Annotated in this window: 31 protein-coding genes and 1 riboswitch; of the genes, 5 read left to right on the plus strand and 26 right to left on the minus strand. The window is 64.8% G+C overall.

Annotation, left to right across the window (positions count from 1 at the left end; all coding sequences use genetic code 11):
- Positions 1 to 18: 18 nt before the first annotated feature.
- Together QHC78_RS14780 and QHC78_RS14785 are read right to left on the minus strand one after the other, a co-directional pair.
- Complete coding sequence (locus tag QHC78_RS14780) at positions 19 to 828, minus strand: ABC transporter permease (protein ID WP_319745822.1); 810 nt, start codon at positions 826 to 828, stop codon at positions 19 to 21.
- A gap of 1 nt (position 829) precedes the next feature.
- Positions 830 to 1,801, minus strand: a complete 972-nt coding sequence (locus QHC78_RS14785) for an ATP-binding cassette domain-containing protein (RefSeq protein WP_319745824.1) — start codon at positions 1,799 to 1,801, stop codon at positions 830 to 832.
- Positions 1,802 to 1,948: 147 nt separating this feature from the next.
- Between QHC78_RS14785 and QHC78_RS14790 the strand changes: the two genes are divergently transcribed.
- Complete coding sequence (locus tag QHC78_RS14790; protein WP_319745826.1) at positions 1,949 to 2,824, plus strand: helix-turn-helix transcriptional regulator; 876 nt, start codon at positions 1,949 to 1,951, stop codon at positions 2,822 to 2,824.
- Positions 2,825 to 2,979: 155 nt separating this feature from the next.
- A riboswitch (glycine riboswitch) is annotated at positions 2,980 to 3,086 on the plus strand.
- Positions 3,087 to 3,210: 124 nt separating this feature from the next.
- Positions 3,211 to 4,503 (plus strand): D-amino acid dehydrogenase, encoded by a 1,293-nt coding sequence (locus QHC78_RS14795; RefSeq protein WP_319745828.1) that lies wholly within the window; start codon positions 3,211 to 3,213, stop codon positions 4,501 to 4,503.
- A 70-nt stretch (positions 4,504 to 4,573) separates the two neighbouring features.
- Here the strand turns inward: QHC78_RS14795 and QHC78_RS14800 are convergent, their stop codons facing one another.
- The 4 genes from QHC78_RS14800 to QHC78_RS14815 all read right to left on the minus strand — a co-directional run bounded on the left by QHC78_RS14800 (position 4,574) and on the right by QHC78_RS14815 (position 10,274).
- Positions 4,574 to 5,485 carry a LysR substrate-binding domain-containing protein gene (locus tag QHC78_RS14800; RefSeq protein ID WP_319745830.1) on the minus strand — a complete coding sequence of 304 codons (912 nt, stop codon included), beginning with the start codon at positions 5,483 to 5,485 and terminating at the stop codon, positions 4,574 to 4,576.
- Entirely contained in the window at positions 5,485 to 6,477 is a 993-nt protein-coding gene (locus QHC78_RS14805; RefSeq protein WP_319745832.1) for a Bug family tripartite tricarboxylate transporter substrate binding protein, read from the minus strand. Before QHC78_RS14805 ends, QHC78_RS14800 begins: the two co-directional genes overlap by 1 nt.
- Before the next feature lie 126 nt (positions 6,478 to 6,603).
- Positions 6,604 to 8,184 (minus strand): hydantoinase B/oxoprolinase family protein, encoded by a 1,581-nt coding sequence (locus QHC78_RS14810; protein ID WP_319745834.1) that lies wholly within the window; start codon positions 8,182 to 8,184, stop codon positions 6,604 to 6,606.
- Complete coding sequence (locus tag QHC78_RS14815) at positions 8,184 to 10,274, minus strand: hydantoinase/oxoprolinase family protein (protein ID WP_319745836.1); 2,091 nt, start codon at positions 10,272 to 10,274, stop codon at positions 8,184 to 8,186. The genes QHC78_RS14810 and QHC78_RS14815 overlap by 1 nt, the downstream gene beginning before the upstream one ends.
- Before the next feature lie 104 nt (positions 10,275 to 10,378).
- Between QHC78_RS14815 and QHC78_RS14820 the strand changes: the two genes are divergently transcribed.
- The 3 genes from QHC78_RS14820 (at position 10,379) to QHC78_RS14830 (ending at position 13,643) form a co-directional block, all read left to right on the plus strand.
- A complete protein-coding gene (locus QHC78_RS14820; protein WP_319745838.1) occupies positions 10,379 to 11,308 on the plus strand; it encodes a LysR family transcriptional regulator in 930 nt (309 codons plus the stop codon).
- A 90-nt stretch (positions 11,309 to 11,398) separates the two neighbouring features.
- Positions 11,399 to 12,589, plus strand: coding sequence for an aminotransferase class V-fold PLP-dependent enzyme (locus QHC78_RS14825; RefSeq protein ID WP_319745840.1), 1,191 nt, complete (start codon positions 11,399 to 11,401; stop codon positions 12,587 to 12,589).
- Positions 12,567 to 13,643, plus strand: coding sequence for a GntG family PLP-dependent aldolase (locus QHC78_RS14830; protein WP_319745842.1), 1,077 nt, complete (start codon positions 12,567 to 12,569; stop codon positions 13,641 to 13,643). Before QHC78_RS14825 ends, QHC78_RS14830 begins: the two co-directional genes overlap by 23 nt.
- Positions 13,644 to 13,662: 19 nt before the next feature.
- Here QHC78_RS14830 and yghX read toward each other — a convergent pair whose 3' ends face one another.
- From yghX to QHC78_RS14930, 20 genes are all read right to left on the minus strand, one after another.
- Positions 13,663 to 14,550: a YghX family hydrolase gene (gene yghX / locus QHC78_RS14835; protein ID WP_319745843.1), complete on the minus strand. Its 888-nt coding sequence runs from the start codon at positions 14,548 to 14,550 to the stop codon at positions 13,663 to 13,665.
- 223 nt (positions 14,551 to 14,773) lie between these two features.
- Positions 14,774 to 15,160, minus strand: a complete 387-nt coding sequence (gene rplQ / locus QHC78_RS14840; protein ID WP_319745845.1) for a 50S ribosomal protein L17 — start codon at positions 15,158 to 15,160, stop codon at positions 14,774 to 14,776.
- A 212-nt stretch (positions 15,161 to 15,372) separates the two neighbouring features.
- Positions 15,373 to 16,359, minus strand: coding sequence for a DNA-directed RNA polymerase subunit alpha (locus QHC78_RS14845; RefSeq protein ID WP_319745847.1), 987 nt, complete (start codon positions 16,357 to 16,359; stop codon positions 15,373 to 15,375).
- A 162-nt stretch (positions 16,360 to 16,521) separates the two neighbouring features.
- Entirely contained in the window at positions 16,522 to 17,145 is a 624-nt protein-coding gene (gene rpsD / locus QHC78_RS14850) for a 30S ribosomal protein S4 (protein WP_319745849.1), read from the minus strand.
- A gap of 361 nt (positions 17,146 to 17,506) precedes the next feature.
- Positions 17,507 to 17,908 (minus strand): 30S ribosomal protein S11, encoded by a 402-nt coding sequence (gene rpsK, locus QHC78_RS14855; protein WP_087780029.1) that lies wholly within the window; start codon positions 17,906 to 17,908, stop codon positions 17,507 to 17,509.
- A gap of 29 nt (positions 17,909 to 17,937) precedes the next feature.
- Complete coding sequence (rpsM, locus tag QHC78_RS14860; RefSeq protein WP_319745853.1) at positions 17,938 to 18,303, minus strand: 30S ribosomal protein S13; 366 nt, start codon at positions 18,301 to 18,303, stop codon at positions 17,938 to 17,940.
- A gap of 41 nt (positions 18,304 to 18,344) precedes the next feature.
- Positions 18,345 to 18,458, minus strand: a complete 114-nt coding sequence (gene rpmJ, locus QHC78_RS14865; protein ID WP_319745855.1) for a 50S ribosomal protein L36 — start codon at positions 18,456 to 18,458, stop codon at positions 18,345 to 18,347.
- 36 nt (positions 18,459 to 18,494) lie between these two features.
- Positions 18,495 to 18,713, minus strand: coding sequence for a translation initiation factor IF-1 (gene infA, locus QHC78_RS14870; protein ID WP_087780026.1), 219 nt, complete (start codon positions 18,711 to 18,713; stop codon positions 18,495 to 18,497).
- 9 nt (positions 18,714 to 18,722) lie between these two features.
- Positions 18,723 to 20,045 carry a preprotein translocase subunit SecY gene (gene secY / locus QHC78_RS14875; protein ID WP_319745858.1) on the minus strand — a complete coding sequence of 441 codons (1,323 nt, stop codon included), beginning with the start codon at positions 20,043 to 20,045 and terminating at the stop codon, positions 18,723 to 18,725.
- Between the two features lie 14 nt (positions 20,046 to 20,059).
- Positions 20,060 to 20,494: a 50S ribosomal protein L15 gene (gene rplO / locus QHC78_RS14880; protein WP_319745860.1), complete on the minus strand. Its 435-nt coding sequence runs from the start codon at positions 20,492 to 20,494 to the stop codon at positions 20,060 to 20,062.
- Positions 20,495 to 20,504: 10 nt separating this feature from the next.
- A complete protein-coding gene (rpmD, locus tag QHC78_RS14885) occupies positions 20,505 to 20,690 on the minus strand; it encodes a 50S ribosomal protein L30 (RefSeq protein ID WP_319745862.1) in 186 nt (61 codons plus the stop codon).
- Positions 20,691 to 20,693: 3 nt separating this feature from the next.
- Entirely contained in the window at positions 20,694 to 21,215 is a 522-nt protein-coding gene (rpsE, locus tag QHC78_RS14890; RefSeq protein ID WP_319745864.1) for a 30S ribosomal protein S5, read from the minus strand.
- 11 nt (positions 21,216 to 21,226) lie between these two features.
- Positions 21,227 to 21,592: a 50S ribosomal protein L18 gene (rplR, locus tag QHC78_RS14895; RefSeq protein WP_319745866.1), complete on the minus strand. Its 366-nt coding sequence runs from the start codon at positions 21,590 to 21,592 to the stop codon at positions 21,227 to 21,229.
- Positions 21,593 to 21,610: 18 nt separating this feature from the next.
- Positions 21,611 to 22,144: a 50S ribosomal protein L6 gene (rplF, locus tag QHC78_RS14900; protein WP_319745868.1), complete on the minus strand. Its 534-nt coding sequence runs from the start codon at positions 22,142 to 22,144 to the stop codon at positions 21,611 to 21,613.
- A 9-nt stretch (positions 22,145 to 22,153) separates the two neighbouring features.
- The gene (rpsH, locus tag QHC78_RS14905) at positions 22,154 to 22,549 is read right to left on the minus strand and encodes a 30S ribosomal protein S8 (RefSeq protein ID WP_319745870.1); all 396 of its coding nucleotides are present in this window, start codon (positions 22,547 to 22,549) and stop codon (positions 22,154 to 22,156) included.
- 11 nt (positions 22,550 to 22,560) lie between these two features.
- Positions 22,561 to 22,866 (minus strand): 30S ribosomal protein S14, encoded by a 306-nt coding sequence (gene rpsN / locus QHC78_RS14910; RefSeq protein WP_319745872.1) that lies wholly within the window; start codon positions 22,864 to 22,866, stop codon positions 22,561 to 22,563.
- Positions 22,867 to 22,877: 11 nt separating this feature from the next.
- Complete coding sequence (gene rplE / locus QHC78_RS14915; protein ID WP_319745874.1) at positions 22,878 to 23,417, minus strand: 50S ribosomal protein L5; 540 nt, start codon at positions 23,415 to 23,417, stop codon at positions 22,878 to 22,880.
- 15 nt (positions 23,418 to 23,432) lie between these two features.
- Positions 23,433 to 23,750 carry a 50S ribosomal protein L24 gene (gene rplX / locus QHC78_RS14920; RefSeq protein ID WP_319745876.1) on the minus strand — a complete coding sequence of 106 codons (318 nt, stop codon included), beginning with the start codon at positions 23,748 to 23,750 and terminating at the stop codon, positions 23,433 to 23,435.
- A gap of 10 nt (positions 23,751 to 23,760) precedes the next feature.
- Entirely contained in the window at positions 23,761 to 24,129 is a 369-nt protein-coding gene (gene rplN / locus QHC78_RS14925) for a 50S ribosomal protein L14 (protein ID WP_087780015.1), read from the minus strand.
- Positions 24,130 to 24,400: 271 nt separating this feature from the next.
- The gene (locus QHC78_RS14930; RefSeq protein WP_319745923.1) at positions 24,401 to 25,384 is read right to left on the minus strand and encodes a LysR family transcriptional regulator; all 984 of its coding nucleotides are present in this window, start codon (positions 25,382 to 25,384) and stop codon (positions 24,401 to 24,403) included.
- Positions 25,385 to 25,386: the final 2 nt, after the last annotated feature.

Consider the following 25,386-nt stretch of genomic DNA (forward strand, 5'->3'; position numbering starts at 1 on the left):
TGCCTCCTTTTGCGTTCCTCAACCCAACAGCCGGCGACGCATCAGGGCGGTAGCCAGCCAGACCGCGACGATAGCGGTCGCGGCAATCTGCAGCACCAGGGGCCAAGGGTCGTCGGGCACCCGGCCCAGGACCAGCGGCCGCACCAGCTCGATCGCCGGCGCCAGCGGCAGCAGCCGGGCCGCGTGCACCAGTGCCTCGGGCAACTGCGACACGGGAAAGAATACGCCCGACAGGAACACCATGGGCGTCACGCCCAGGGTGAAGTAGTACATGAAGAAATCGAAGCCTTTGGCCAAGGCCGACATGACCAGGGCCAGCGCCGCAAAAGTCACGCCCATGAGTGCGATCACGCACGGGATCCACAGCAGCGTGGGCGCCCGAGAGATGTCCAGCACCGCGACCACCAGCAGGATGGCCAGCCCGCTTTTCATGCTCTTGGCCGCGGCCCAGAGGATCTCGGCGAAGACGACGTCGTCGAGCGACAGCGGCGTATTGAGCATCGCGTCCCAGGAACGCTGGATATGCAGGCGCGAAAACGCGCTGTAGGTCGCCTCGAACGTCGCGGCGTACAACGCACCCATGCAAATGGAACCCGCCGCCAGGAAGGTGACGTACGGCACGCCGCCGACGCCGGGCAGCAGGCTGCCCAAGCCATAGCCCAGCGCCAGCAAGGCCACCATAGGATCCATGACGTCGCCCAGGATCGTGGTCAGCGCCGTCTTGCGCCACACCAGGAAGTTGCGCCGAAGAACCGGGATGCATCCCCACCCGGGCCGAGGCGGCCCCCAGACCCCGGGCTTGGCAATGACGGACGCTTGCTCGCCCATGTCAGGCTCCTTCGCGCAGGTCGCGGCCGGCGATGCGCAGGAACAAGTCTTCCAGGTTCGCGGGACGGTGCAGATAGCGCAACGCGCGGCCGTCCCGCAGCAGATCCAGCACGCGCCCCGGCTCGGCGGTATAGCAATAAACGGTTTCGCCGCTGACTTCGATACGGCCCGGCATGCCCGCGCGATGCCGTTCGAGCCAGGCGAACGCCCCCTCGCCGAAGACCTCCACCACCTCGGGTTCCACGTGCCGCGCAATGAGGTCCTGGGGCGCGCCCTCGGCGATCATCCGGCCCTGGTCGACCAGGCCGAGGCGGTCGCAGAGGCGCTCGGCCTCGTCCATGAAATGCGTCGTCAGCAGGATAGTCTTGCCCCGGCCCAACAGCGCCTTCAGGCGCTCCCAGATCAAGTGCCTGGCCTGCGGATCCAGGCCGGTCGTGGGCTCGTCCATCACGATGAGGTCCGGGTCGTTGACCAACGCCCGCGCCAGCGTCAGGCGCCGCTTCATGCCGCCCGACAGCTCGTTGATGCGAGCGGTGCGTTTCGACGCGAGCGACGCGAACTCCAGCAGGCCCGGGATGCGGCGCCGGATCTCGGCATCGGCCAGGCCGAAGTAGCGGCCGAACACCAGCAGATTCTCTTCCACGGTGAAATCCGGATCCAGATTGTCGATCTGCGGCACCACGCCTATGCGCCCCCGGGCCTGCCGCGCCTGCGCAGGTACCGGGAAGCCGAGCAATTCGATGGCGCCGCCGTCTATCGGGGTCAGGCCCAGTATGGACCGAAGGGTGGTGGTCTTGCCGGCGCCGTTGGGACCCAGCAGGCCATAGCATTCGCCCCGGTCGATCAGGAAGGACAATCCGTCGACGATCATGCGGCCGCCATAGCGCTTGTCGAGCCGCTCCACGCGCAACGCGGGACCGGCGCCGGGAAGGGTCAAGGGATTCGCTCCCGCGTGCAGCGAATGGGTCGTCATGGTGGAATAGTACCCCGGCCCCGGCGCACCGCATCGGTGCCCCCGGGCTGGTCTCGCAGGGTTTTCCTGAGGCAAGGAAATGCGCGAAGTGATTGCCCGCTCCGGTCGTTCCGTAACATCATGTAACGCCTCGGTTACCGGTCCATTATGCGCGCCCTCCCCTCCTCGGAAATCTACGATGCACTTCTGGCCCTGTGCTACGAAAGCGTGGTGGACGACGCACGCTGGTCCACGCTGCTCGCGGCGTTGGCCAGCTTCCGGCCGTCCGCACAGCTCCCCGACGTGGGCGGCCAGCCATCAGGCGGATCCGACGATGACCACGCGCAGCCGTTCCTGAACCTGCAGGCCGCCATAGACGTGCTGGCCGACGGCAAGCACGGCGAACTGCCTGGGCGCGTGGCGCCCCACCTGGATCGTGCCCGCCGATTGTTCGAGATCGTCTCGGGACTGCGCGAAGACCTGCGCCGGCGCGACCTGCTGCTCGACAGCCTGCCCACGCCTCTGTGGCTGCTCGACGAGCAACGGCGCGTGGCCTATCGCAATGCAGCGGCCATGCGCTACGCGGCCGAACCCGATAGCGCGCTGTGCGAACAGGGCGGGTATGTCCGGCCCCGGCGCGCGACGACCGGGCGGCTCGAAACCGCCATCCGCGAAGCGCTGGGCCGCGCCGGCCCAGCGCGCAGCACACACATCGCCTCCGGGTCCGCCAGCGGCGCGGAGATCATCGTCGCCCCCTTGCCGGCTCCCGAGCCGGACACGGCCCGGCCGCACACCCTGGGGGCGGTCAGCGTACTCGATCCCGCGGTGCAGAGCCGCCACCTGGCCCAGTTGTTCCAGTTCAGCCCCGCCGAGGCCCGCCTTGCCTCGGGCCTGCAGCAAGGCATGAGCCTGGCCGACTACGCACGCAGCCAAGGGGTTGCGATCAGCACCGTCCGCACGCAATTGCGATCGCTCTTCATGAAGACCGGCACGGATCGCCAGGGCGAACTCGTCAGCCTGCTGATGCGGCTTTCGCGCCAGTAAAACCACGACACCGCGGCAGTCGCTGCGGGTTGCGCCGGTCCATGGCAATCGCGCCACCGGCGTGCTATCCTGCCTTCACCAGGAGAACGAAGCGGCAAGCCTTGCCGCTTCTACCGAAGGCGTATCCCCTGAAACGCTCAGGTCACCAGACTGGCAACCAATCAACTGGAGAGCGTCGCGCCCTTGCAAGCGCGGCCGCCGAAGGGGCAAGCGACGCCGTCCGGCGCGCGAATCTCTCAGGCAAAAGGACAGTAGGGGCAAAGTGGCATGGCCGCTTGCCCCTGCTATTCGAGAGCCTGAATTGAACACCCTCCCACATTCGCCCCACCTGCCGCCCTCCGGGCCGGCCCGGTCCTTCCCTCGCACGACGCAAAGGGAGGCCTGACATGAAAATCATCGTCATGGGCGCCGGCATCACCGGCGTCACAACGGCCTGGTATCTCGCCAAGGCCAGCCACGAAGTCGTCGTCCTGGAACGCAATACGGGCGCCGCCCGCGAAACCAGTTTCGGCAACGGCGGCCAGATCTCCGTCAGCCACGCCGAACCGTGGGCCAATCCGTCCGCGCCCTTCAAGCTGTTGCGCTGGCTGGGACGTGAAGACGCCCCGCTGCTGTTCCGCCTGCGTGCCGACCCCCAGCAATGGAAATGGGGCCTGCAATTTTTGCGGGAATGCACGGCGGCGCGATCGCGGCACAACATGATCCAGATCCTCAACCTCGGCACCTACAGCCGGACCAGCCTGCAGGAATTGCGGGCCGAGACGGGGATCCAATACGACCACCTGCAACGCGGCATCCTGCACTTCTACACCGACCCGCGCGAATTCGACGCCGCGCTGGAGCCGGCGCGGATCATGCGCGAAATGGGATGCGAGCGGCAAGTCATCGACCGGGACGAGGCCGTCCGCATCGAACCGGCGCTGGCGCAGATCGCTCCGCGGCTGGCCGGCGCCACCTATACCAGCGCGGACGAATCGGGCGACGTGCACTTGTTCACGACCCGGCTCGCCGAACTGTGCGCGCAGCGCGGCGTCACCTTCCGCTACGGGGTGCGGATCCAGGCCTTGCGTACCGAGGGCGGCGCCATGACCGGCGTAGAGATCGCCAGCGAGACGGGCGGCTACGAAACCGTAACGGCCGATGCCTACGTACTGGCGCTGGGCAGCTTCAGCCCGCTCTTGGCCAGGCAGGCCGGGCTCCGGCTGTCCATCTACCCGGCCAAGGGCTACTCGGCCACACTACCGGTGCTCGACCCCGCGCTGGCACCGCAAGTGAGCCTGACGGACGACGAGTACAAGCTCGTCTTTTCGCGGTTGGGAGACCGGCTGCGGGTTGCCGGCACGGCGGAGCTCAACGGCTATACCCTGGAACTGAACCGGGTGCGCTGCGAAGCACTGGTCAAGCGCACCCTGGAGATCTTCCCCGGCATGAGCCGTCCGGAACTCGCGCAATACTGGACTGGCCTGCGGCCGGCCACACCCGGCAACGTGCCTTACATCGGTGCCTCGCAGGTACGCGGCCTGTACTTGAACACCGGTCACGGCACCCTGGGCTGGACCCACGGCTGCGGCTCGGGGCGGGCCCTTGCCGACATCATCGACGGACGGCAGCCGGAAGTGGACTTCGCGTTCGTGGGCCAGTCCCCGCGGCCGGCGGTGCCTCGCCTGGCGGCGGCCTAGCCGGTCCGTGCCCCCGGCGCAATGCCGGGGGTGCTGCCAATATTTTCGCGCAGCCGGGCTCGCACGCCCGTCAGCTCGGCGCCTGGCTCGCGACCCAGTCCAGGAACGCCTTGACCGCGGGCTTGCGATAGGCGCGCTCCGTGCATACGGCATAGTAGTCCTGGCCGTCACACGCTTCCCAGGACGTAAGGCGTACCAGGCGCCCGGCAGACTCCGCGTCGGCGACCAGTGACGAACGGCTGATAGCGACGCCCAGCGACGCCTCCGCGGCCGCGAGCATGGAGGCCGAATCGTTGAAGTCGATCCGCAGGCCGCCGGACAAAATGCCGCCCAGTCCATCCGCCTGCAGCGACGGATCGTCCCGTTCTATGTTGCGCAGCAGCGGCACGCGCGTGCGCGCGGCGGGGTTGCGCAACTGGTCGCGGATCGACGGCGCGCATACCGGCACGATGCGATCCCGCGTCAAACGCAGTGCATGGCAATCCTGCCAGTCCCCACCGCCCAGGCGGATCGAGACGTCTACGCCCGAACTCGCGATGTCTGCAAAGTAGCGATGGATGTCCAGGCTCAGATGAATGTGCGGATGGGTATCGGTGAAGCCCGCCAGACGGGGAATTAGGACGCGCAACGCGAAGCTGCGCGCCACCGACAGCACCAGCGTCTGGCGCTCGGCCTGCAGCGTGAGCCGGCCTATCCCCGCCCCCAGTGTCTCGAAGCCGCGTTGGGTGAAGTCATAAAGCAGCTCCCCCTCCTGCGTGAAGCGCAGCCCGCGTGCGTGGCGTTCGAACAGGCGCACGCCCAAGTGATCCTCCAGCGCGCGGATCTGGCGGCTGAGAGCACCCTGCGTGATGCCGAGTTCCTCGGCTGCCCGCACGAGGTTCAGGTGCCGCGCCGATACGTCGAAAGCCAGCATGAGACGCATCGACGGCAGCCGCGCGAGCAGCGCGGAAGAAGAGGACGGCATGGCGGGGCCGATAGTCATCACTGCAGCCGGATGTCGGCTTCCTTCAACAAGGTCTTGTACTTGGCGATCTCGCGGCCGACGAATTCCTCGGCCTGGTCCGGCGTCGTCTGCATCGGCACGCCCGCCGTGTCGATGAGCTTCTTGGCGATATCCGGCTGCTGCATCGCTTGCTGGACCAGGGCATTGACCTTCTGGATGACTGGCTCGGGCGTGCCGCTGGCTGCGAACATCCCAAACCAGCTTTCGATGTTGAACGACGCCATCTCTGGCGCTTCGCGAATCGTAGGCACCTGCGGTAGCGGCGGATAGCGTTCGGGTAGTGCCATGCCCAGCATCTTGAGTTCGCCGCGGTCGACAAAACCTCGGATCGAGCCCGGACTGGCATAAGTCATGGTCACCCGCCCCGTCGCCACTTCCATCGTGGCCTGCGGCGCGCCGCTGTAGGGCACGTGCCTGACCTCGATACCGGCCATCTTGTTGAACACCTCCCCGGTCACGTGCTGGATAGTGCCCACACCACTCGAGGAAAAGGTGAGCTCACCCGGGTGCTTGCGGGCATAGCTGATCAGCTCGGAAACGGTGTTCGCCGGAAAGTCCCGCTTGACGACCAACACGTTGGGGGCAGTGGTGACCATGCTGACCGGCGTCAAGTCCCTGGTGGTGTCGTAGTCGACCTCCTTGTTGATAACGGGGTTGATTACGATCTCGCCTGCGGCGCAGACCAGAAAGGTATAGCCGTCGGCGGGAAACCCCAACACGTGCTTGATTGCAATGATGCCGCCCGCTCCCGGCTTGTTCTCGACCACGACCTGCTGGCCCAGCCGCTCTGACATATGGCGTCCGATCATACGCGCGGCCACGTCCACCGCGCCGCCTGCGGCATAGGGAACGACGAAGCGCAGCGGCCGGCTGGGATAGGTATCAGCGGCAACGGAAGGGAACGACGCCAAGGTAATGGCCATGGCGGGTATCCACCGTGCCAGCCGGCAAACAGTCTTGATCGAGTACATGAGAATTCCTTCGCGGTTGTATGTTGGAAAAACTCTCGGCAGCAGCCGTACTGCTTGACTGTGTCTCCTAGTTGTCAATAGGGACGGGGCATGGCGTCCTCGAGCCCGCGCCCGGCCTCGCCGTCTTTACCCCGGTGTTCCGTAGCCGCCCGCACCCGGCGTGCAAACACGCAGCACGTCGTTCCGGCGCAGCCGGATCTCGGCCGCTGCAGGAGGCAGGCGCCGTTCTTCGGGCGTACCGGGATTGAGGATGAATTCCCCCAGTGCGCCGTCGGCGCCGCCCGACATACCGGCGGCCGGCACGCTCTGGCGCTCGGACGACAAACTCAGCACCGTATCGTCGCCCAGCGCGCGATAGTCCCGCACCACGCCTTGGCCTCCACGGTGACGCCCCGCTCCGCCCGAGCCCGTGCGCAGCGCATAGCGCTCGATCAGGAACGGATAGGCATGCTCCAGCGCCTCTACCGGAAGATTCGACGAACCCGACGCGTGCACACGCACGGCATCGACGCCAGGCTGGTAAGCCCGCGCGCCCATGGCGCCAGCGATAGTCTCGTAGTTCACGTAATAGCCACCGGTGCGCGGGTCAGTCCCGGCCAGCACGATCAACTGGTGCGGACCGCAGCCGGCCAGGGCCCGATCGGGTATGGCCTGCGAAAGCGCCCCGGCAATCACGTCGCCGAGCACAGCGCACGAAATCGAGCGCGCGCCGACTGCCGCGGGCGAAACCGGCCCAACCACCGAGCCGGCCGGCGCGCTGATGTCCATGGTCCGGAAATAGCCGGAATTGGCAGGCACGTCGGGATCGAGCAGGCTCTTGACCACGGTGTAGACCGTGGCCACCAGCGCCCGCAACGGGATATTGCGCGCCGCGGCCAGTTGCGGTGCGGAACCCGTAAAGTCGAACCGGAGCTTGCCTCCGCCCACCGTCAGGACAAGTCGTATCGCGGCCCGTTCCCCCGGCTCGACGCCGTCCAGGTAGTCGCAGGCTTCGTAGCGGCCAGGCGGGACCTTGTCGATGGCGGCGGCAAAGCGGCGCTCGGTGAAATCCAGGTACGCAGTCATGATGGCGTGGGTCTCCGCCACGCCGTAGCGCTCGAACAGCGCCTGCACGCTGCGCTGGCCTACCGTGTTGGCGGCGATCTGGGCACGCAGGTCGCCCGCCCGCTCGTCGGGGGTGCGCGAGTTCAACATCAGAATGTCGAATACGTCCCGGTTGATCTGGCCCGCGCTGACGATGCGAACCGGAGGAATACGCAGGCCTTCCTGGAAGATAGACTGGCAGACCGCAGCCTCGGAGCCCGGCACCATACCGCCCACGTCCGCGTGATGAGCGATACAGGCCACATACGCGACGATCTGCCCACCAATGAAGACCGGTGCAATGACGTTGATGTCGGGCAGATGCGAGCCGCCGCCGTTATAGGGATCATTGGCCAGGAACATGTCGCCCGGCCGGATTTCCTCGCGGGGGAACCGTTCGAGCACAGCCTGAACCACGCCCACCATCGAGCCCAGGTGGATGGGTACACGCTGAGGCAGGGCCACGACGTTGCCAAGGTGGTCGAACACCGCGGTCGAGCAATCGCCGCGTTCCTTGATATTGGGAGAGAACGCAGTACGCATCAGCGCAGCGCTCATTTCCTCGGTCACGCCCAGCAGGTAGCGGGCGACGACCTCGGCACGAATGGGATCTACGAGCGTCATCAATGGGTTTCCTTGCCCGGCGCGCCGGGCGTGAGATCGATGTGCAGGCTGCCGTCCACACCGACACGGGTCGACGAGCCGGGCGGAATAACCGTGGTGGTATCCATCTGCTCGAGAATGGCGGGGCCGGCGAGGCAGGCACCTGCCAGCAGGTCGTCCCGCTGCAGCACGGGCGTATCGACGAAGCCGGTCGCGGGGAACCACACGCGGCGTGTGGGCGCGCCGGCGGCCGCATCGGCCTGGACACCCTGGGGGGCGATAGCCGCGGCCTGGAGACGCTCGCGGGCAATGACGATCGACACGCGCAGGTTTACGACCTCGACGCCGTGGGTGCGCATGTCATAGCCGTAGAGATCGGCATGCCGGGCATGATAGGCGTCGACGGCGCGGGCCAGCGCGGCCGCATCGAGTTCGCCGGCGGCGATGTCGAGGATCAACTCGGCGTTCTGGCCCAGGTAACGGAGATCGAGCTGCCAATGCCACGACACGCCGGGTGTATCGTGGCTGGCGCCTTCTGAAGCGAGCCACTCGCCCGCTCTGCGTGCCAGTTCGCCCAGCCCTGCGTTCAGGGATGGCAGCCTGTCGGGCGTGGCGGGCACCAGGCGGGTCAGGGAAAAATCGCCCTGCCGGTCCGACTGGAGCAGGCCCTGCGCCGACATGAGCCCGGGGCGGGGCGGGACAATGACGTGGCGCATGCCCGCCATCGCGGCGACATCGGCCGCATGCAATGGCCCGGCGCCGCCAAAGGCCACCAGGGCATAGTCGCGTGGATCCTCGCCCTGCTCGACGGAAATCACGCGCACCGCACCCGTCATGTTGGCGTTGGCTATCTCCAGTATGCCGATTGCGACTTCTTCGGCACTGCGGCCCATGGTGGTGGCGATCTCGTCGCGGATCGCCTGCGCCGCAAGTTCCGGATGCATGGACATGCGGCCCCCGAGCAGCGCAACCGGACTCAGCCGGCCCAACAGCACGTTGGCATCGGTAACCGTGGGCTTGGTGCCGCCGCGCCCGTACGAAGCCGGCCCCGGATAGGCGCTGGCGCTCTTGGGACCGACCTTGAGCAGCCCGCCCGCATCCAACCATGCCAGGCTTCCGCCGCCCGCCCCAATGGTGTGGATGTCCAGGGTGCGGGTGCGCACGGGAAAGCCGCCCATATCGCGTTCGCTCTTCATGGCGGGCCGCCCGTCGCGAATCAGGCAAACGTCGGTGCTCGTGCCGCCCATGTCGAAGGTGATCAGGTTGCGCACGCCGCAGGCCTCACCGAGCGCTGCAGTACTGACGACACCGCCCGCCGGGCCCGAGAAAAAGGTGTTGATAGGGCGCTGCCGCACAGTCTGGGTGGTGACCGCGCCACCGTTGGATTGCATGACGTGGGGACTCGAGCGCACGCCAAGATCGCGGACGCCCATCTCGAAGCGCTGCAGGTAATCGTCCATCACCGGCATCAGGCTCGCGTTGACGACGGTGGTGATGAAGCGCTCGTACTCGCGAAACTCGGGCAGCACTTCCGAGGAAACGCTGACATAGGCCTCGGGCCAGTGCTGGGCGACCAAGCGACGCGCGCGTTCCTCGTGCGCCGGGTTCTGATAGGCATGCAGGAAGCAGATGGCGACCGTCTGCACGCCTCGACTGCGCAACGCATCGATCGCGCGCACGACGTCCTCGTCTTGCAGCGGCGTGACGACCTCTCCACCAGCGGCGATGCGCTCCGCCACTTCGGCGCGGCAATCGTCCGGCACTGGCGGCGTAGGCTTGGGAACGTCCAGATTGAAATAGTGCGGACGGCGCTGCCGCGCGAGGTTCAACACGTCGCCGAACCCCTGCGTAGTGATCAGGCCGGTCGGCGCCCACTGCCCTTCCAGCACGGCATTGGTCGCCAGCGTCGTGCCCAGCACCAGGAATCCGACCTGCGCCGGATCGACCGCCGCCAGGCTCATGATCTCGGCGATGCCGTTCAGTATCCCTTGCGCGGGATCGGCCGTCAGCGTGGGCACCTTGTGGTAGTGCCAGAGGCCGCCGCGCGTATCGCCCAAGACCAGGTCGGTGAATGTGCCGCCGGTGTCTATGCCTATCCAGTATTCGCTCATTCCTTCCTCGGCAAGGACCGCGGATCGGTCCTGACGGCTGGACTATGAGCTTGGTAGACTGTTACGACAATTGGATATTTATTTACTATTCATAGGTATTACGTATGAATTTCAAGCTGCGGCAATTGGAGGGTTTCGTGGCCGCCGCGGAAACCGGCGCGTTCAGCAAGGCCGCAGACCGCTTGGCCATGACCCAGCCCGCGTTCTCGCAACTCATACGCGAACTCGAAGCCATGGTGGGCGTGCGCCTGTTCGAGCGCACCACCCGCCGCATGGAGCTGACTGAAGGCGGACGCCTGCTGTTGGCGCAGGTCAAACGACCGCTGGACGACCTCCATCACGCCTACGCCAACCTGCGGGAACTGGCCGGTGGGGAAAGCGGCACCGTGACCTTCGCCGTCCTGCCCTCGTCGGCGTTCGGCCTGGGGACCCGCGCGATCGCGCAGTTGCGTGAGCGCTTTCCGAAAGTCCAGGTACGCCAGATCGAAGACCAGAACGACCTCCTCATCGACAAAGTGCTTCAGCGCGAAGTGGAGTTCGGTCTTGGCATGTACTCGCACGAGATTCCGGCGTTGCGGTTCGACTTCATGTTCACGGACGAATTGGTCGCCATCCTGCCCGCCGGCCATGCCCGGGCTCGGGCCCGCCAGATCAGATGGTCGGAACTCGCCGCGTTGTCGCTGGTGCTGTTGCCCGCCCCGTCCAGTGTCCGGCGGCTGGTCGATGCAGGACTGGCGCAGGCCGGCAGCCATCGCGCTCCCGCCTTCGAAGTCGTCAATATGGTCACGGCCCTAAGCATGGTGCGTGAAGGCCTGGGCGTAACGGTCTTGCCGCGCGTCGGCCTGGAGGCAATGAACCTGACTGGACTGGTGCATCGCCGCATAGGGCCGCCGCGGCCCCAGCGGCAGATGGGCATTCTGCGCCGGGTGGACCGGCCCCTGTCGGCGGCCGCCGAAACACTGATCGGCTTCCTGCACGGGCAGGCCGGCCAGATCTCCCACGCAACGGCGCATACCCGACGCGGTATGTCCTGAGGTCATAGCTCGCGCCCCGAAAAATCGATAGGCGTCCATGGCGCTGCCGACTATGCTGCCAGGCATTCTCCGCATCCGCCCGAGTCAGCCATGACGCCCGATATCGATCCATCCACCTTCGCCGCCTTGCGCACCCGCTTTCCCGGCACGGCCCAACGTGCCCACCTGGACGTGGCCAGCCGCAGCCTCATTCCTGCAAGCAGCCTGGAGATCGCGCAGGCCCATCTGCTGGAGCGCGTGAACGGCGTTATCGACAAGGACCGGTACTTCAGCCTGGTCGAAACGGTACGCCAATCCTTCGCGCGCCTGGTCAACGCCGATCCAGTCGAGATCGCCATGACCAAAAACGTATCTGAAGGCCTGAACATCGTGGCAGCGTCCATAGATTGGCGGAAGGGCGACGAAGTCATCCTGTGCTCCGACATCGAGCACCCGAACAATCTCTATACCTGGCGCAACCAGGAGCGCTTAGGCGTAGTGGTGCACGACCTGCCCTCGCCCGACGGATTGTTCCCGCTGCAAGCCGTGCTCGAGCGACTGGGCGACGGCTCGCGTGTGCGCTTGGTAACAGTGTCCGCTACGTCGTTCAAGCCTGGCCTGCGGACCGACCTGCATACGCTTGGCCGAGCCTGCCGTGCCGCCGGAGTGCACCTGGTGGTGGACGCCGCTCAGGCGGCCGGGATCACGCACCTGGACGTCGAGGCCATGGGCATCGATGCGCTGGCGGCCAGCACGCAGAAAGGACTGTGCTCGCTGTACGGCATGGGGTTGCTGTATGTCCGCCGTTCCTTTGCCGAATCGATGACGCCGCGCTACCTCGCCCGATTCGGTGTCACCATCGGCGCGACCCACGAGGCGGACTACGACAAGGGCCCGATCCACTACAAGCCGGGGGCGCAGCGCTTCGACGTGGGCAACTACAACTTTTTGGCGTCGGCACTGGTGGCGGATACTCTGTCCATGCTGCTGGCGTGCGGCACGCAGGCGATCGACCAGCACGTCACGGATCTCGCCACCTCGCTCGCCGATGGCCTGACGGAACGCGGCTGCGGCGTGATCCGGCCCGAGGGCGCCATCATGGCCAATATCGTCTGCCTTCGCATCCCCGGCGGAAATACCGCCCCGGCCGAGTTGCAGCGCTATCTCCAAGAGAACCGGGTGCAGGCCGCGGTCCGGCGTGACCTGCTGCGGTTTTCCATTCACGCCTACAACGATCGTTCGGACATCGACCGCGCCGTGGCGGTGACCGCGCAATGGCATGAACGCCACCGCAGCGCCTGACCGTGCGTCCGCCGCCGGCGCCGGCCGTCGCATCGACCTGCGTAGCGATACCGTCACCCAACCCACAGAAGCGATGCGCGAGGCGATGCGGACAGCTCTGGTCGGCGACGACGGGTTGGACGGTGACCCGACCGTACGCGAGCTCGAAATAATGGGCGCCAAAGCCATGGGCAAGGAAGACGCCCTGTTTGTGGCCAGCGGCACCATGGGCAACCTGATTGCGGCGTTGGTGCATGCGAGCAGAGGAGGCGAGGCGCTGGTCGACGAGCACGCGCATGTGGCCCGTTCCGAAGGGGGCGGCATTTCGCGGCTGGCCGGCCTGATGTGCACGCCGGTCCGGTCGTGCGACGGCATGATGGACCTGGACGCGCTGGCGGCATCGATGCGAGACGGATACTCCCGCCACGGCGCGCCAACGGCAATGGTAGTGGTCGAGACCAGCCACAACCACGCGGGCGGCCGCGCGCTGCCGCTATCCTACCTCGAAGCGGTGGGCCAATGCGCGCGGGCGGCCGGCGCGGCCGTACACCTGGACGGTGCGCGCATCTTCAACGCTGCGGTTGCGCAGGGCGTTCCGCCCGCCGCCCTCGCGGCGTTTAGCGACACGGTAACGTTCTGCTTGTCAAAGGGGCTGAGCGCACCCATGGGGTCGATACTGGCGGGCTCCCGCGACTTCGTCGTCCGGGCTCGAAGCTATCGCCGCATGGTAGGCGGCGGCCTGCGCCAGGCGGGTTGCGTGGCCGCCGCGGGCGTGGTTGCCCTGCGTGACATGGTCGACAGGCTGGCCGAGGATCACCGCCGGGCCCACGCCTTGTGGGCTAGCCTCCGGGGCCAGGCACCGGCGCTGGTCGGAGACGCGCCTGACACGAACATCGTGATGGTCCGGGCGCCCAGCGATGCGGTGGCTTGCGCCGCACGGCTGGCCTCCCGCGGGATACTCGTGAGGCCGCGCGATGCCGATACCTTGCGGATCGTGACGCATCGGCACATCGACGATGCCGCGATCCGGACCGCCGCGGCCGGCATCGCCCACGCGGTCGAGACCGGACGCTAGATCGACCTCGCTGCCCTGGCTATCCCAGATACCGCCTGAACCAGGCAATGGTCCGCTCCCAAGCCAGCTTGGCGGCGGCCTCGTCGTAGCGCGGGGTCGAATCGTTGTGGAAGCCGTGGTTCGTACCGGGGTAGATGTGCGCCTCGTACGTTTTGCCGGCGGCCTTGAGCGCCGCTTCATAGGCTGGCCAGCCCTGGTTGATGCCCTTGTCCAGTTCGGCGTAGTGCAGCAGCAGCGGCGCCTTGATGCGGGGCACGTCCTCGGCGCTGGCCTGGCGTCCATAGAACGGCACGGCAGCCGCAAGCTCCGGATAGGCGACGGCGGCGGCATTCGCCACGCCACCGCCATAGCAGAACCCTGTAATCCCGACCTTGCCGGTCGTCAGGTCGCCCTGCATCAGAAACTCGATGGCGGCAAAGAAATCGTTCATGAGCTTGGTGGGATCGACCTGTTGCTGAAGCTCCCGGCCCTTGTCGTCATTGCCCGGATAGCCGCCGACGGAGCTCAGCCCGTCGGGCGCCAGGGCGAGGAAACCAGCCTTGGCCACACGACGCGCCACGTCTTCGATGTACGGATTCAGGCCCCGGTTTTCGTGCACGACGACCACACCGGCCACCTTGCCCGCAGCCTTAGCCGGCCGCACCAGGTAGCCTCGTACCGTCCCATGCCCTTTGGGCGACGGATAGGTGATGTACTCGGCGACGATGTCCGGATCGGTGAAAGACACCTGCTGGGCCATGGCGTAGTCGGGACTGAGCAAGCCCAGGATGCCGCCGGCCGTCAGGCCTCCCACGGCGAACTTGCCGGCCCGGTCAAGAAAGTCGCGCCGGGAGATCTTGCCGTGGACATAGTAGTCATAGAGCTCAAGCAGCTCAGGGTGGAAGTCTTTCGCAGTAAGACGAGCCATGGCGCCCCCTTCTGTGCATGTGGTCCGGAATTGGATTCAACCACATCCTCATGCGGTCTGCCATCGGGGCGCAGCCGAGGAGGTGCGGCGGCCGGGTTCCCTAGGCAGCATGCACGCCGCGGCGCCCTGGATCCTACAGGCGACGCCGGACGAAAAAAAACTGCGAGACGAGCTCGCAGTTCCTCTTTGACCGGGTAAGGCCGGCTGACCGGCCCTCCTGTCTTTACTCGGCGTCGGCAGCTTCCGCTTCCGGCGCCCGGTCGACCAACTCCATGTAGGCCATCGGCGCATTGTCGCCTTGGCGGAAACCCATTTTCAGGATGCGGGTGTAGCCACCGTTGCGTTCCTTGAAGCGAGGTCCGATGTCGGCAAACAGCTTGACCACCACGTCGCGGTCGCGCAGGCGGGCAAAGGCCAGGCGCTTGTTGGCCAGCGTGGGTTCCTTCCCGAGGGTGATCAGCGGCTCGACGATGCGGCGCAGTTCCTTGGCCTTGGGCAGGGTGGTCTTGATGGCTTCGTGGGTGAGCAGCGAGACCGCCATGTTGCGGAACATGGCCAGGCGATGGCTGCTGGTGCGGTTCAGTTTACGAAGACCGTGACGGTGACGCATGATGACTTCCTTTATGAATCTAAAAGCGGCGGTGCCGCGGGTTTCCAGCTCTTCTATCGGCAATATGCCGCGGGCCGGTGGAAAAATTTTTCGGTACTGCTGCTACTGAAACAAAAGAAACTCCGCTACCCCCGGGACATAGCGGATCCGGCTTACCGGTCCGCCAGTGCCGTCCCCTGAGGGGGTGCGCGCCAAGCGCGCAGGGCGGATCTCTACGGCCGTTCCAGACCCAGGGGCGGCCAGTTCTCGAGCTTCATGCCGAGCGTGAGGCCACGCGCAGCCAGGACTTCCTTGATCTCGTTGAGCGACTTGCGGCCCAGGTTCGGGGTCTTGAGCAGTTCGTTCTCGGTACGCTGGATCAGGTCGCCGATGTAGTAGATGTTTTCGGCCTTCAGGCAGTTGGCCGAACGCACGGTAAGTTCGAGGTCGTCGACGGGGCGCAGCAGGATAGGGTCGATCTGCGGCGTACCGCGAGCAGGCGCCTCGATGGTCTCGGTCGAGCCTTCCAGCGCGGCGAACACCGACAGCTGATCCATCAGGATGCGAGCCGACTGGCGCACGGCCTCTTCCGGCGAGATCACGCCGTTGGTCTCGATGTCGAGCACCAGCTTGTCGAGGTCGGTACGCTGCTCCACGCGCGCGCTTTCGACCGTGTAGCTGACCCGGCGGATCGGGCTGTACGACGCATCCAGCACGATACGGCCCACGGTGCGGGAGTGATCGTCGGCGAAGCTGCGCAGGTTGCCCGGGACGTAGCCGCGGCCCTTCTCCACCTTCAGTTGCATTTCCAGACGGCCGTTGTCCGTCAGGTTGGCAATGACGTGGTTGGGGTTGATGATCTCGACGTCGTGCGAGACCTCGATGTCGGCGGCGGTGACGACGCCCGGACCTTGCTTGCGCAGCGTCAGCACGACCTCGTCGCGATTGTGCAGCTTGAACACGACGCCCTTCAGGTTCAACAGGATGTCGACCACGTCTTCACGGACACCGTCGATCGCGGAATATTCGTGCACCACACCGGTGATCTGCACTTCGGTGGGAGCGTAGCCTGCCATCGAGGACAGCAGGATGCGGCGCAGCGCATTGCCCAGCGTATGACCATAGCCGCGCTCGAACGGCTCCATGATCACCTTGGCGTGATTGGGCCCGATGGTTTCCACATCGATGTTGCGCGGTTTCAGAAATGCGGCATTCGCCATGAATCTTCCTTATCAATACCCTCGGCTCGTTACACCGATAAGGCTGGTGGAAAAACGCATTGCTGCGGATATTGCCCAGGCCTGCGGCATCCATGCCGCGGGCCTTCCTTAAAGCCAAAAGCCGCGCTGAACCAGCGCGGCCCTGCAAAGCCTGGAAAAGGCTTAGCGAGAATACAATTCCACGACCATGGATTCGTTGACGTCGCGGGCGACATCGGCACGATCCGGAGCCTGCTTGAACACGCCTTCCAGCTTGGTGGCGTCGACGCTGACCCACTGGGGGATGCCCTGGCTGGAGGCCAGTTGCAGCGCTTCCTGGATACGGGCCTGCTTCTTCGCCTTTTCGCGGACGGCGATCACGTCGCCCGGCTTGACGATGATGGACGGCACATTGGCGGTATGGCCGTTCAGCATCAGGGCCTTGTGGCTGACCAGCTGGCGCGCTTCGGCGCGGGTCGAGCCGAAGCCCATGCGATAGACGACGTTGTCCAGGCGCGATTCCAGCAACTGGATCAGGTTTTCGCCGGTGTTGCCCTTGCGGCGCTCGGCTTCTTCGAAGTACTTGCGGAACTGCTTCTCCAGAATGCCGTACATGCGCTTGAGCTTTTGCTTCTCGCGCAGCTGCAGACCGTAGTCGGAGGTACGGGAACCCGAGGTGCGGCCATGCTGGCCGGGCTTGCTCTCGAGCTTGCACTTGGAATCCAGCGAACGGCGGGCGCTCTTGAGGAAGAGGTCCGTGCCTTCGCGGCGGGAAAGCTTACATTTGGGGCCAATATAACGTGCCACGATGTATCCTTTTCTCTGTCAGGCCATGCACCAGGCATGGCGAGGAGTTTGCCTTGGTCGTTTACGTTCGATGAACCAGAACGCGGCAAACGGTGGTCTTACTCGGCGCACCCGACCCATGCCGGCTGCGCCCCCATCACAACAAAAACTAAAAACTTCGTACAGCCAACAGCAAAGCCCCCCATTCTACCGCGCTTCGCACCCTTTCCGGAAAGCCAGGCCCACAACCCAACTCCCGCAGCCCCGGCAATGTTGCCCAACGGGCAACGAGCCAACAGATCCAGGGCACAGTGGATCCGGCTCCGCCGGTCCACCAGTGCCGCCCCCTTGAGGGGGCGCGCGCAGCGCGTAGGGGGTGGGCCTAGATCCTTCTGCGCTTCGGCGGACGGCAGCCGTTATGCGGCACCGGCGTGATGTCCGCAATGCTCGAGATCTTGATGCCGAGCGCGTTCAGCGCGCGGACCGACGACTCGCGGCCGGGGCCGGGGCCCTTGATACGGACTTCCAGCGTCTTGATGCCATATTCCATCGCCACGCGGCCGGCAGACTCGGCGGCCACCTGCGCGGCAAAGGGCGTGGATTTGCGCGAGCCCTTGAAGCCAGCGCCACCCGAAGTCGCCCACGACAACGCGTTGCCCTGACGGTCGGTGATCGTGATGATCGTGTTGTTGAAGGACGCGTGGACGTGCGCGATGCCGTCCGAGACGTTCTTCTTGACTTTCTTGCGAACGCGCTGAGCGCCGCTGGAGGGGGATTTCGCCATTTCTAAATCCTTGACTGGGTATCAGCCGTTTACTTTTTGAGCGCGGCCGCGGCGCGACGCGGACCCTTGCGGGTACGAGCGTTCGTGCGGGTGCGCTGACCACGCACGGGCAAGCCGCGCTTGTGGCGGAAACCACGATACGAACCGAGGTCGATCAAGCGCTTGATCGACAATTGGATTTCACGACGCAGATCGCCCTCGACGGTGAACGCATTCACCTGTTCGCGGATACGCTCCAGCTCGGCGTCGTTCAGATCCTTGACCTTCTTGTCGGTCGGTACGCCGGCGACTTCGCAGATCTTGCGAGCGCGCGAGCGGCCAATGCCGAAGATAGCCGTCAGACCGATTTCGGTGTGCTGATGCGGCGGAATGTTGATGCCAGCGATACGGGCCATAACGTTTCCTTGAATACCTTGAGCGCAGTGCCGAGCCTAGCTCAGCCCTGACGTTGCTTGTGGCGCGGGTCGGTGCAGATGATGCGCACGACACCTTTGCGCCTGATGACCTTGCAGTTACGGCAAATTGCTTTGACCGATGCCATTACTTTCATGATTGACTCCTAATTCTTACCCGGCAAGCCTGACGCTTACTTCGAGCGGAACACGATTCTTGCTCGTGAAAGATCGTATGGCGTCAGTTCGACGGTCACACGATCTCCCGGCAGGATGCGGATGTAGTTCATCCGCATTTTTCCCGAGATATGTCCCAGCACGACATGGCCATTCTCGAGCTTTACACGAAACGTTGCGTTGGGCAGGTTTTCCAGGACCTCCCCCTGCATCTGGATAACGTCGTCTTTGGACATACTTTCTCGTTACCGCACCGGTAGATTTCCGCCCTTGAAGTTCGCCTTCTTGAGCAGGGAATCGTATTGGTGCGACATCACGTAAGCCTGCACCTGGGCCATGAAATCCATGGTGACCACAACGATAATCAGCAGAGACGTACCGCCGAAGTAGAACGGCACATTCCAACGCAAGACCAGGAACTCCGGCAGCAGGCACACCAACGTGATGTAGATGGCGCCGGTAAAGGTCAGGCGCATCAGGATCTTGTCGATATACCGCGCGGTTTGCTCGCCCGGACGGATACCCGGTACGAACGCCCCGCTCTTCTTCAGGTTGTCGGCGGTCTCGCGGCTGTTGAACACGAGCGCCGTGTAGAAGAAGCAGAAGAACACGATCGCAATGGCATACAGCGTGATGTAGAGCGGTTGTCCGGGCGACAGCGCGGCGGCCAGGTCCTTCAGCCAACGCAGGCCATCGCCGCTCGAAAACCAGCTGACCACCGTCGCCGGGAACAGGATGATCGACGACGCGAAGATCGGCGGAATCACCCCGGCCATGTTCAGCTTCAGCGGCAGATGCGAACTCTGCCCGCCATACACCCGGTTACCCACCTGGCGCTTGGCGTAGTTGACCACGATCTTGCGCTGCCCGCGTTCCACGAACACCACGAAGGCCGTCACCAGCACCACCAGCACCACGATGAACAGCGCCGTCAGCACAGCCATCGCACCGGTGTTGACCAGCTCGAACAGCCCGGCCAGCGCCGCCGGCAAACCGGCAGCAATACCCGAGAAGATCAGGATCGAGATGCCGTTGCCCAGGCCCCGCTCGGTGATCTGCTCGCCCAGCCACATCAGGAACATCGTGCCCGTGACCAGCGAGATCATCGTGGTGACCCGGAACATCAGACCCGGATCGATGACCAGCCCAGGCTGCGATTCCAGTGCGACCGAAATGCCGACCGACTGCACGAGCGCCAGCGCGAGCGTGCCGTAGCGCGTGTACTGCGTAATCTTGCGCCGCCCGGCCTCGCCTTCCTTCTTGATCGCTTCCAGCGACGGCACGATGACCGTCATCAGCTGCATGATGATCGATGCCGAGATGTACGGCATGATCCCCAATGCAAGGATCGAGAAACGCGAAAGCGCACCGCCCGAGAACATGTTGAACAGGCCCAGTATCCCGCCCTGGTTCTGGTGGAACAGGGAGGTGAGCTGGACCGGGTCGATCCCGGGGACAGGGATGTGCGTACCGATCCGGTACACCACCAGGGCGAGCAACAGGAAGACCAGCCGGCGCTTCAGGTCGCCATACTTGCCGGTCTTGCCCAGTGCGTTCGCATTAGCCAAAGCTTAGTCCTCGGTTATCCGACCAGGGAACCGCCGGCGGCTTCGATGGCCGCCTTGGCGCCTGCCGTGGCCGTCATGCCCTTGAGCACCACCTTGCGGGTGATCTCGCCAGTCTTGATGACCTTGACGTAACGGACCTGCTGGCCGACCACACCGGCCTGCTTGAGCGCCTGGACGTCGATTTCCTCGACCGGCAGGGCTTGCAGTTCGGACAGGCGGACTTGCGCGTACAGGTGCTGGCCGAGCGAGGTGAAACCACGCTTGGGCAGGCGACGTTGCAGCGGCATCTGGCCGCCTTCGAAACCGACCTTGTGGAAGCCGCCCGAACGGGACTTCTGGCCCTTGTGACCGCGTCCGCCCGTCTTGCCGAGGCCCGAGCCGATACCACGGCCGACCCGACGCTTGGCGTGCTTGCTGCCGGCAGCCGGCTTGAGCGTATTGAGTTGCATGCTAGACCTCTCAGGCTTCCGACACGGTGATCAGGTAGGACACCTTGCGGATCATCCCGCGCACTTCCGGCGTATCGACCAGGACGCGCGAGCTGTTCAGGCGGCGCAGACCCAGACCGCGCACCGTGGCGCGATGCGATTCAGGCGTTCCGATAGGGGAACGCACGAGCGTCACTTTGACGTTCTTCTTAGTCATGGCTTACCCCAGGATCTCTTCGACCGTCTTGCCGCGCTTGGCGGCAACTTCGGACGGAGTCGAGCTTGCGCGCAGGCCGTTGAGCGTCGCTCGCACGAGGTTGTACGGGTTGGTCGAGCCGAGGCTCTTGGCCACCACGTTGCGAACGCCGAGCACGTCGAAGATCGCGCGCATCGGACCGCCCGCGATCACGCCCGTACCTTCGACGGCCGGGGAGATCAGAACGGTGGAAGCGCCGTGCTTGCCGACCACGTTGTGATACAGGGTACCGTTCTTGAGCGGCACCTTGATCATCTTGCGGCGAGCCTCTTCCATAGCTTTCTGGACGGCTACCGGGACTTCCCGGGCCTTGCCCTTGCCCATGCCGACGCGGCCATCGCCATCGCCGACCACGGTCAGTGCCGCGAAACCGAGGATACGACCGCCCTTCACGACTTTCGTGACGCGGTTGACGGCAATCATCTTCTCGCGAAGACCGTCGTCGCGTTCCTCAGCCGCCGCATTCTTGCCTTGCATCTTGGCCATGTAATCCTCGCTTAAAACTTCAGGCCGGCTTCACGCGCGGCATCAGCCAGGGCCTTGACGCGGCCGTGGTAACGGAAACCGCTGCGATCGAACGCAACCGTTTCGATACCGGCGGCCTTGGCCTTCTCGGCCACGCGCTTGCCCACCAGGGTCGCTGCGGCCACGTTACCGCCCTTGCCCGACGCACCCGCCAACTGCTGGCGGACTTCGGGTTCGACGGTCGAGGCGCTGACCAGCACCTTATCGCCTTCCGGCGAAATGATGTTTGCGTAGATGTGCAGGTTGGAGCGGAACACCGACAGGCGATGCACGCGCAACTCGGCGATCTTTCGGCGGGTAGGTACCGCACGACGCAAACGAGCTTGCTTCTTGTCCATGATTCGTCCTTGCCCGCCTTATTTCTTCTTGGTCTCTTTGATGACCACGCGCTCATCCGCATAGCGCACGCCCTTGCCCTTGTAGGGTTCGGGGGAGCGATAGGCGCGGATCTCGGCAGCCACCTGACCAACCTGTTGCTTGTTGGAGCCCTTGATCACGACTTCCGTCTGCGAGGGGCACTCAACCTTCACGCCGGCAGGCATCTTGTGCACGATGTCGTGCGAGAAACCGAGCTGCAGCTTGACGGAATCACCTTGGGCCTGGGCACGGTAGCCCACGCCCACCAGGGTCAGCTTGCGCTCGAAACCCTTGCTGACGCCGGTCACCATGTTGTTGACCAGGGCACGCATGGTGCCGGACATGGCCTTGGCTTCGCGGCTGTCGTTGGCAGCGGCGAAAGTCAGCTTGCCGGCATCCTGCTGGATCGTGACGGTGCCATTGAGCGGCTGCGCCAGCGTGCCCAGCGGGCCCTTGACGGTGATCTGGTCGGCCGCGATGGTGGCTTCGACACCCTTGGGCAGCTCGACGGGATATTTTGCTATACGCGACATGTCGACTCCTTACGCCACGTAGCAGAGGACCTCGCCGCCCACGCCGGTGGCGCGTGCCTTGCGATCGGTCATCACACCACGGGAGGTGGACACGATGGTCACGCCCAGGCCGTTCATGACCTGGGGAATGGAATGACGTCCCTTGTAGATACGCAGGCCGGGCTTCGAGACGCGCTCGATGCGCTCGATGACCGGACGACCGGCATAGTACTTCAGGGAAATTTCGAGTTCCGGCTTCCCATTGTTGGGCTTGACTTCGAAGCCCTCGATGTAGCCCTCGTCCTTCAGCACGGCGGCAATGGCCACCTTCAGCTTGGAGGAGGGCATGGAGACGGACGCCTTATCTACGCGCTGCGCATTGCGGATGCGCGTCAGCATATCGGCGATCGGATCGCTCATGCTCATGAATGACTCTCCTACCAGCTGGCCTTGGTCATGCCCGGGATCTCGCCGCGCATAGCCATCTCGCGCAGCTTGTTACGGGCAAGACCGAACTTGCGAAACACGCCACGGGGGCGACCGGTCACCGCGCAGCGGTTGCGCTGGCGAGTGGGGTTTGCGTTACGGGGCAGTTGCTGAATCTTCAGGCGAGCCTGGTAACGTTCTTCGTCCGACTTGGACGCATCGTCGACGATAGCCTGAAGCGCGGCACGCTTGGCGGCATACTTGGCCGCCAACTTGGCACGCTTGAGGTCGCGATTGATGAGTGAAAGCTTAGCCACTATTTCACCCCTTAATTACGGAACGGGAAGCGGAAGGCCGACAGCAGCGCCTTGGCTTCGTCATCGGTCTTGGCCGTGGTCGTGATGCTGATGTTCAGCCCACGAAGCGTGTCGATCTTGTCGTATTCGATTTCGGGAAAGATGATCTGTTCTTTCACACCGACGTTGTAGTTACCGCGACCGTCGAACGCACGGCCGGAGATACCACGGAAATCGCGCACGCGCGGCAGCGCGACGCTGATCAGGCGATCGAGGAATTCGTACATGCGGGCGCCACGCAGGGTCACCATGCAGCCGATGGGATAATTCTCGCGGATCTTGAAGCCGGCGATAGCCTTGCGCGACTTGGTCACGACAGCCTTCTGGCCGGCGATCTTGGTCAGGTCGCCAGTGGCATGCTCAATGACTTTCTTGTCGGCCACCGCTTCCGAGACACCCATGTTCAGGGTGATCTTGGTGATGCGAGGCACTTCCATCACGCTCTTGTACGAGAATTGCTTGATCAGGTCGGGGACGACCTTCTCGCGGTAGTAGTCTTGCAGACGGGCCATGTTGTTTGCTCCCGCTTACGCTTTCGTCGCAATGGCTTCGCCATTGGAACGAAATACGCGAACGTTCTTGCCGTCGACTTTCTTGACACCCACGCGATCGGCCTTGCCGGTGGCGGGGTTGAAAATCGCCACGTTGGAAACGTGGATGGGCATGGTCTTGTCGATGATGCCGCCGGGCTGGTTGGCCATCGGATTCGGCTTCACGCTCTTCTTGACGACGTTGACGCCCTCGACCACGACATGGTCGGCCAGGACGCTCAGCACGACGCCGCGCTTGGACTTGTCCTTGCCGGTCAGGACGATGACTTCGTCGCCTTTACGGATCTTGTTCATCGCGGCCCCTTTACAGCACTTCCGGCGCCAGCGACACGATCTTCATGAAACGCTCGGTACGCAGTTCGCGCGTAACGGGTCCGAAGATACGAGTGCCGATGGGCTCGAGCTTGGCGTTGAGCAACACGGCGGCATTGCCACCGAAACGGATCAGCGAACCGTCCTTGCGACGGACGCCCTTGGCGGTACGAACCACCACGGCGTTGTAGATTTCGCCCTTCTTTACGCGGCCGCGCGGGGCCGCATCCTTGACGCTCACCTTGATGACGTCGCCGATGCCGGCATAGCGGCGCTTGGAGCCGCCGAGCACCTTGATGCACATAACCGAGCGCGCACCGGTGTTGTCGGCCACGTCCAACGTGGTCTGCATTTGAATCATGGTTTACCCTGTTCCAACTTAACCCGAAACACCTAGCGCGGCGCACCAGGCCTTCCGATCAGTTTTGGTCCCGTCAGGCGGACAATTGCTTGCCCACCCTGGGTTGAAATTCTGAAGCGCATACCGCAGGACGCGGCATACACGGCTCACCCCTGAGCTTCACTTTCGAACCCGCCGCACCGCGCAACAACAGGGGCAGCAAGGCAGGCTTCTGGCAAAAACCACAGGTAAGCCAGCCATCATACCCGGCAACCTTGCGTTTAGCAAGCGTTTATGTGCGCGGGACCAACACCGGCGGCCGCTCGGCATAGCGCAGGTCCACTTCGGCCTGCAGGAAATCAAGCACCGCTCGGGTGCGGGGCGGCAGCCGGTCGGGCCGGCCGAGATAGACCGCGTGGATGGGTTCGAGTTCGCCGGTATTGTAGGGTTCAAGCACTGGAACCAGGTTTCCGGCCCGCAGATCCTCCCACGCATGATAGACCGACAGACGCGCCAGGCCCGCCCCCTGCAAGGCGAGCTTGCGCATGACCTCCCCATCGTTGAGGCGGATGACCTGGCCGATGTCGACGTGCACGCGCCGCCCGTCGACCTCGAACGGCCAGTCGGGCACTTCTCGGGGGTAGTTCCAGCCCAGACGCACATGGGCGGCCAATTCGTCCGGGTGCCGCGGCACGCCTCGGGCGGCGAGGTAGGCCGGGCTGCCGACGATGACCTGGCCCGTGCGGCCCAGGAGCCGCGCGACCACGTCCGAGGACGGGAGGCGCCCCCAGCGGATGGCGATGTCCACGCCTGCCTCGACCAGGTCCACGACATAATCGGTGAAGTACAGGTCCAGGCTAAGTCCGGGGTGCCGCTCCAGCAGCCGGCAGACCAGCGGCACCAGCAGCTTCTGGCCGGTCGAGCTGCTGGCGCTGATGCGTACCCTGCCGCGCGGTTCACCCTGCCCCGCCACGGCCAGCTCCACCTCGTCGAGATCGGCCAGCACCCGCTTGCCGCGCTCATAGAACTGGGCGCCCTCGGCCGTCAGTTGCAGCCGCCGGGTACTACGCTGGAGCAGCTGCACTCCCAGGCGCGCTTCCAGGCGCGACATGATCTTGCTGACGGCCGAGGGCGACACGCCCAGGCGGCGGGCCGCCGCCGACAGGCTTCCCCGCTCGGCGACCAGAACGAACACCTCCAGCTCGCCGGAGCGGTTGACGTCCGCCCCCGGGAGTCCGGTTTGCGCCTGGCCGGAACGTAGCGCTGCCCGGATCATCG

Source organism: Pigmentiphaga sp., assembly GCF_033795525.1.
In the GTDB taxonomy this organism is placed as follows: Bacteria; Pseudomonadota; Gammaproteobacteria; order Burkholderiales; family Burkholderiaceae_B; genus Pigmentiphaga.

Excerpts from the sequence above, each read along its gene's own strand:
- QHC78_RS14785 (WP_319745824.1), bottom strand. The coding sequence starts at position 1,801 with ATGACGACCCATTCGCTGCACGCGGGAGCGAATCCCTTGACCCTTCCC.
- QHC78_RS14830 (WP_319745842.1), top strand. The coding sequence starts at position 12,567 with ATGAACGCCACCGCAGCGCCTGACCGTGCGTCCGCCGCCGGCGCCGGC.
- rpsK (WP_087780029.1), bottom strand. The coding sequence starts at position 17,908 with ATGGCGAAATCCCCCTCCAGCGGCGCTCAGCGCGTTCGCAAGAAAGTC.
- QHC78_RS14825 (WP_319745840.1), top strand. The coding sequence starts at position 11,399 with ATGACGCCCGATATCGATCCATCCACCTTCGCCGCCTTGCGCACCCGC.
- yghX (WP_319745843.1), bottom strand. The coding sequence starts at position 14,550 with ATGGCTCGTCTTACTGCGAAAGACTTCCACCCTGAGCTGCTTGAGCTC.
- QHC78_RS14800 (WP_319745830.1), bottom strand. The coding sequence starts at position 5,485 with ATGACTATCGGCCCCGCCATGCCGTCCTCTTCTTCCGCGCTGCTCGCG.
- QHC78_RS14815 (WP_319745836.1), bottom strand. The coding sequence starts at position 10,274 with ATGAGCGAATACTGGATAGGCATAGACACCGGCGGCACATTCACCGAC.
- rpmD (WP_319745862.1), bottom strand. The coding sequence starts at position 20,690 with ATGACTAAGAAGAACGTCAAAGTGACGCTCGTGCGTTCCCCTATCGGA.
- QHC78_RS14805 (WP_319745832.1), bottom strand. The coding sequence starts at position 6,477 with ATGTACTCGATCAAGACTGTTTGCCGGCTGGCACGGTGGATACCCGCC.
- rpsH (WP_319745870.1), bottom strand. The coding sequence starts at position 22,549 with ATGAGCATGAGCGATCCGATCGCCGATATGCTGACGCGCATCCGCAAT.
- QHC78_RS14780 (WP_319745822.1), bottom strand. The coding sequence starts at position 828 with ATGGGCGAGCAAGCGTCCGTCATTGCCAAGCCCGGGGTCTGGGGGCCG.
- rplF (WP_319745868.1), bottom strand. The coding sequence starts at position 22,144 with ATGTCGCGTATAGCAAAATATCCCGTCGAGCTGCCCAAGGGTGTCGAA.
- rpmJ (WP_319745855.1), bottom strand. The coding sequence starts at position 18,458 with ATGAAAGTAATGGCATCGGTCAAAGCAATTTGCCGTAACTGCAAGGTC.
- QHC78_RS14790 (WP_319745826.1), top strand. The coding sequence starts at position 1,949 with ATGCGCGCCCTCCCCTCCTCGGAAATCTACGATGCACTTCTGGCCCTG.
- QHC78_RS14795 (WP_319745828.1), top strand. The coding sequence starts at position 3,211 with ATGAAAATCATCGTCATGGGCGCCGGCATCACCGGCGTCACAACGGCC.
- rplX (WP_319745876.1), bottom strand. The coding sequence starts at position 23,750 with ATGAACAAGATCCGTAAAGGCGACGAAGTCATCGTCCTGACCGGCAAG.
- QHC78_RS14845 (WP_319745847.1), bottom strand. The coding sequence starts at position 16,359 with ATGGCGAATGCCGCATTTCTGAAACCGCGCAACATCGATGTGGAAACC.
- rplE (WP_319745874.1), bottom strand. The coding sequence starts at position 23,417 with ATGGCCCGTCTGCAAGACTACTACCGCGAGAAGGTCGTCCCCGACCTG.
- rpsE (WP_319745864.1), bottom strand. The coding sequence starts at position 21,215 with ATGGCCAAGATGCAAGGCAAGAATGCGGCGGCTGAGGAACGCGACGAC.
- rplN (WP_087780015.1), bottom strand. The coding sequence starts at position 24,129 with ATGATTCAAATGCAGACCACGTTGGACGTGGCCGACAACACCGGTGCG.
- infA (WP_087780026.1), bottom strand. The coding sequence starts at position 18,713 with ATGTCCAAAGACGACGTTATCCAGATGCAGGGGGAGGTCCTGGAAAAC.
- rplQ (WP_319745845.1), bottom strand. The coding sequence starts at position 15,160 with ATGCGTCACCGTCACGGTCTTCGTAAACTGAACCGCACCAGCAGCCAT.
- QHC78_RS14810 (WP_319745834.1), bottom strand. The coding sequence starts at position 8,184 with ATGACGCTCGTAGATCCCATTCGTGCCGAGGTCGTCGCCCGCTACCTG.
- rpsM (WP_319745853.1), bottom strand. The coding sequence starts at position 18,303 with ATGGCCCGTATCGCTGGCATCAACATTCCGCCGCATCAGCACACCGAA.
- rplR (WP_319745866.1), bottom strand. The coding sequence starts at position 21,592 with ATGGACAAGAAGCAAGCTCGTTTGCGTCGTGCGGTACCTACCCGCCGA.
- QHC78_RS14820 (WP_319745838.1), top strand. The coding sequence starts at position 10,379 with ATGAATTTCAAGCTGCGGCAATTGGAGGGTTTCGTGGCCGCCGCGGAA.
- QHC78_RS14930 (WP_319745923.1), bottom strand. The coding sequence starts at position 25,384 with ATGATCCGGGCAGCGCTACGTTCCGGCCAGGCGCAAACCGGACTCCCG.
- rplO (WP_319745860.1), bottom strand. The coding sequence starts at position 20,494 with ATGCAACTCAATACGCTCAAGCCGGCTGCCGGCAGCAAGCACGCCAAG.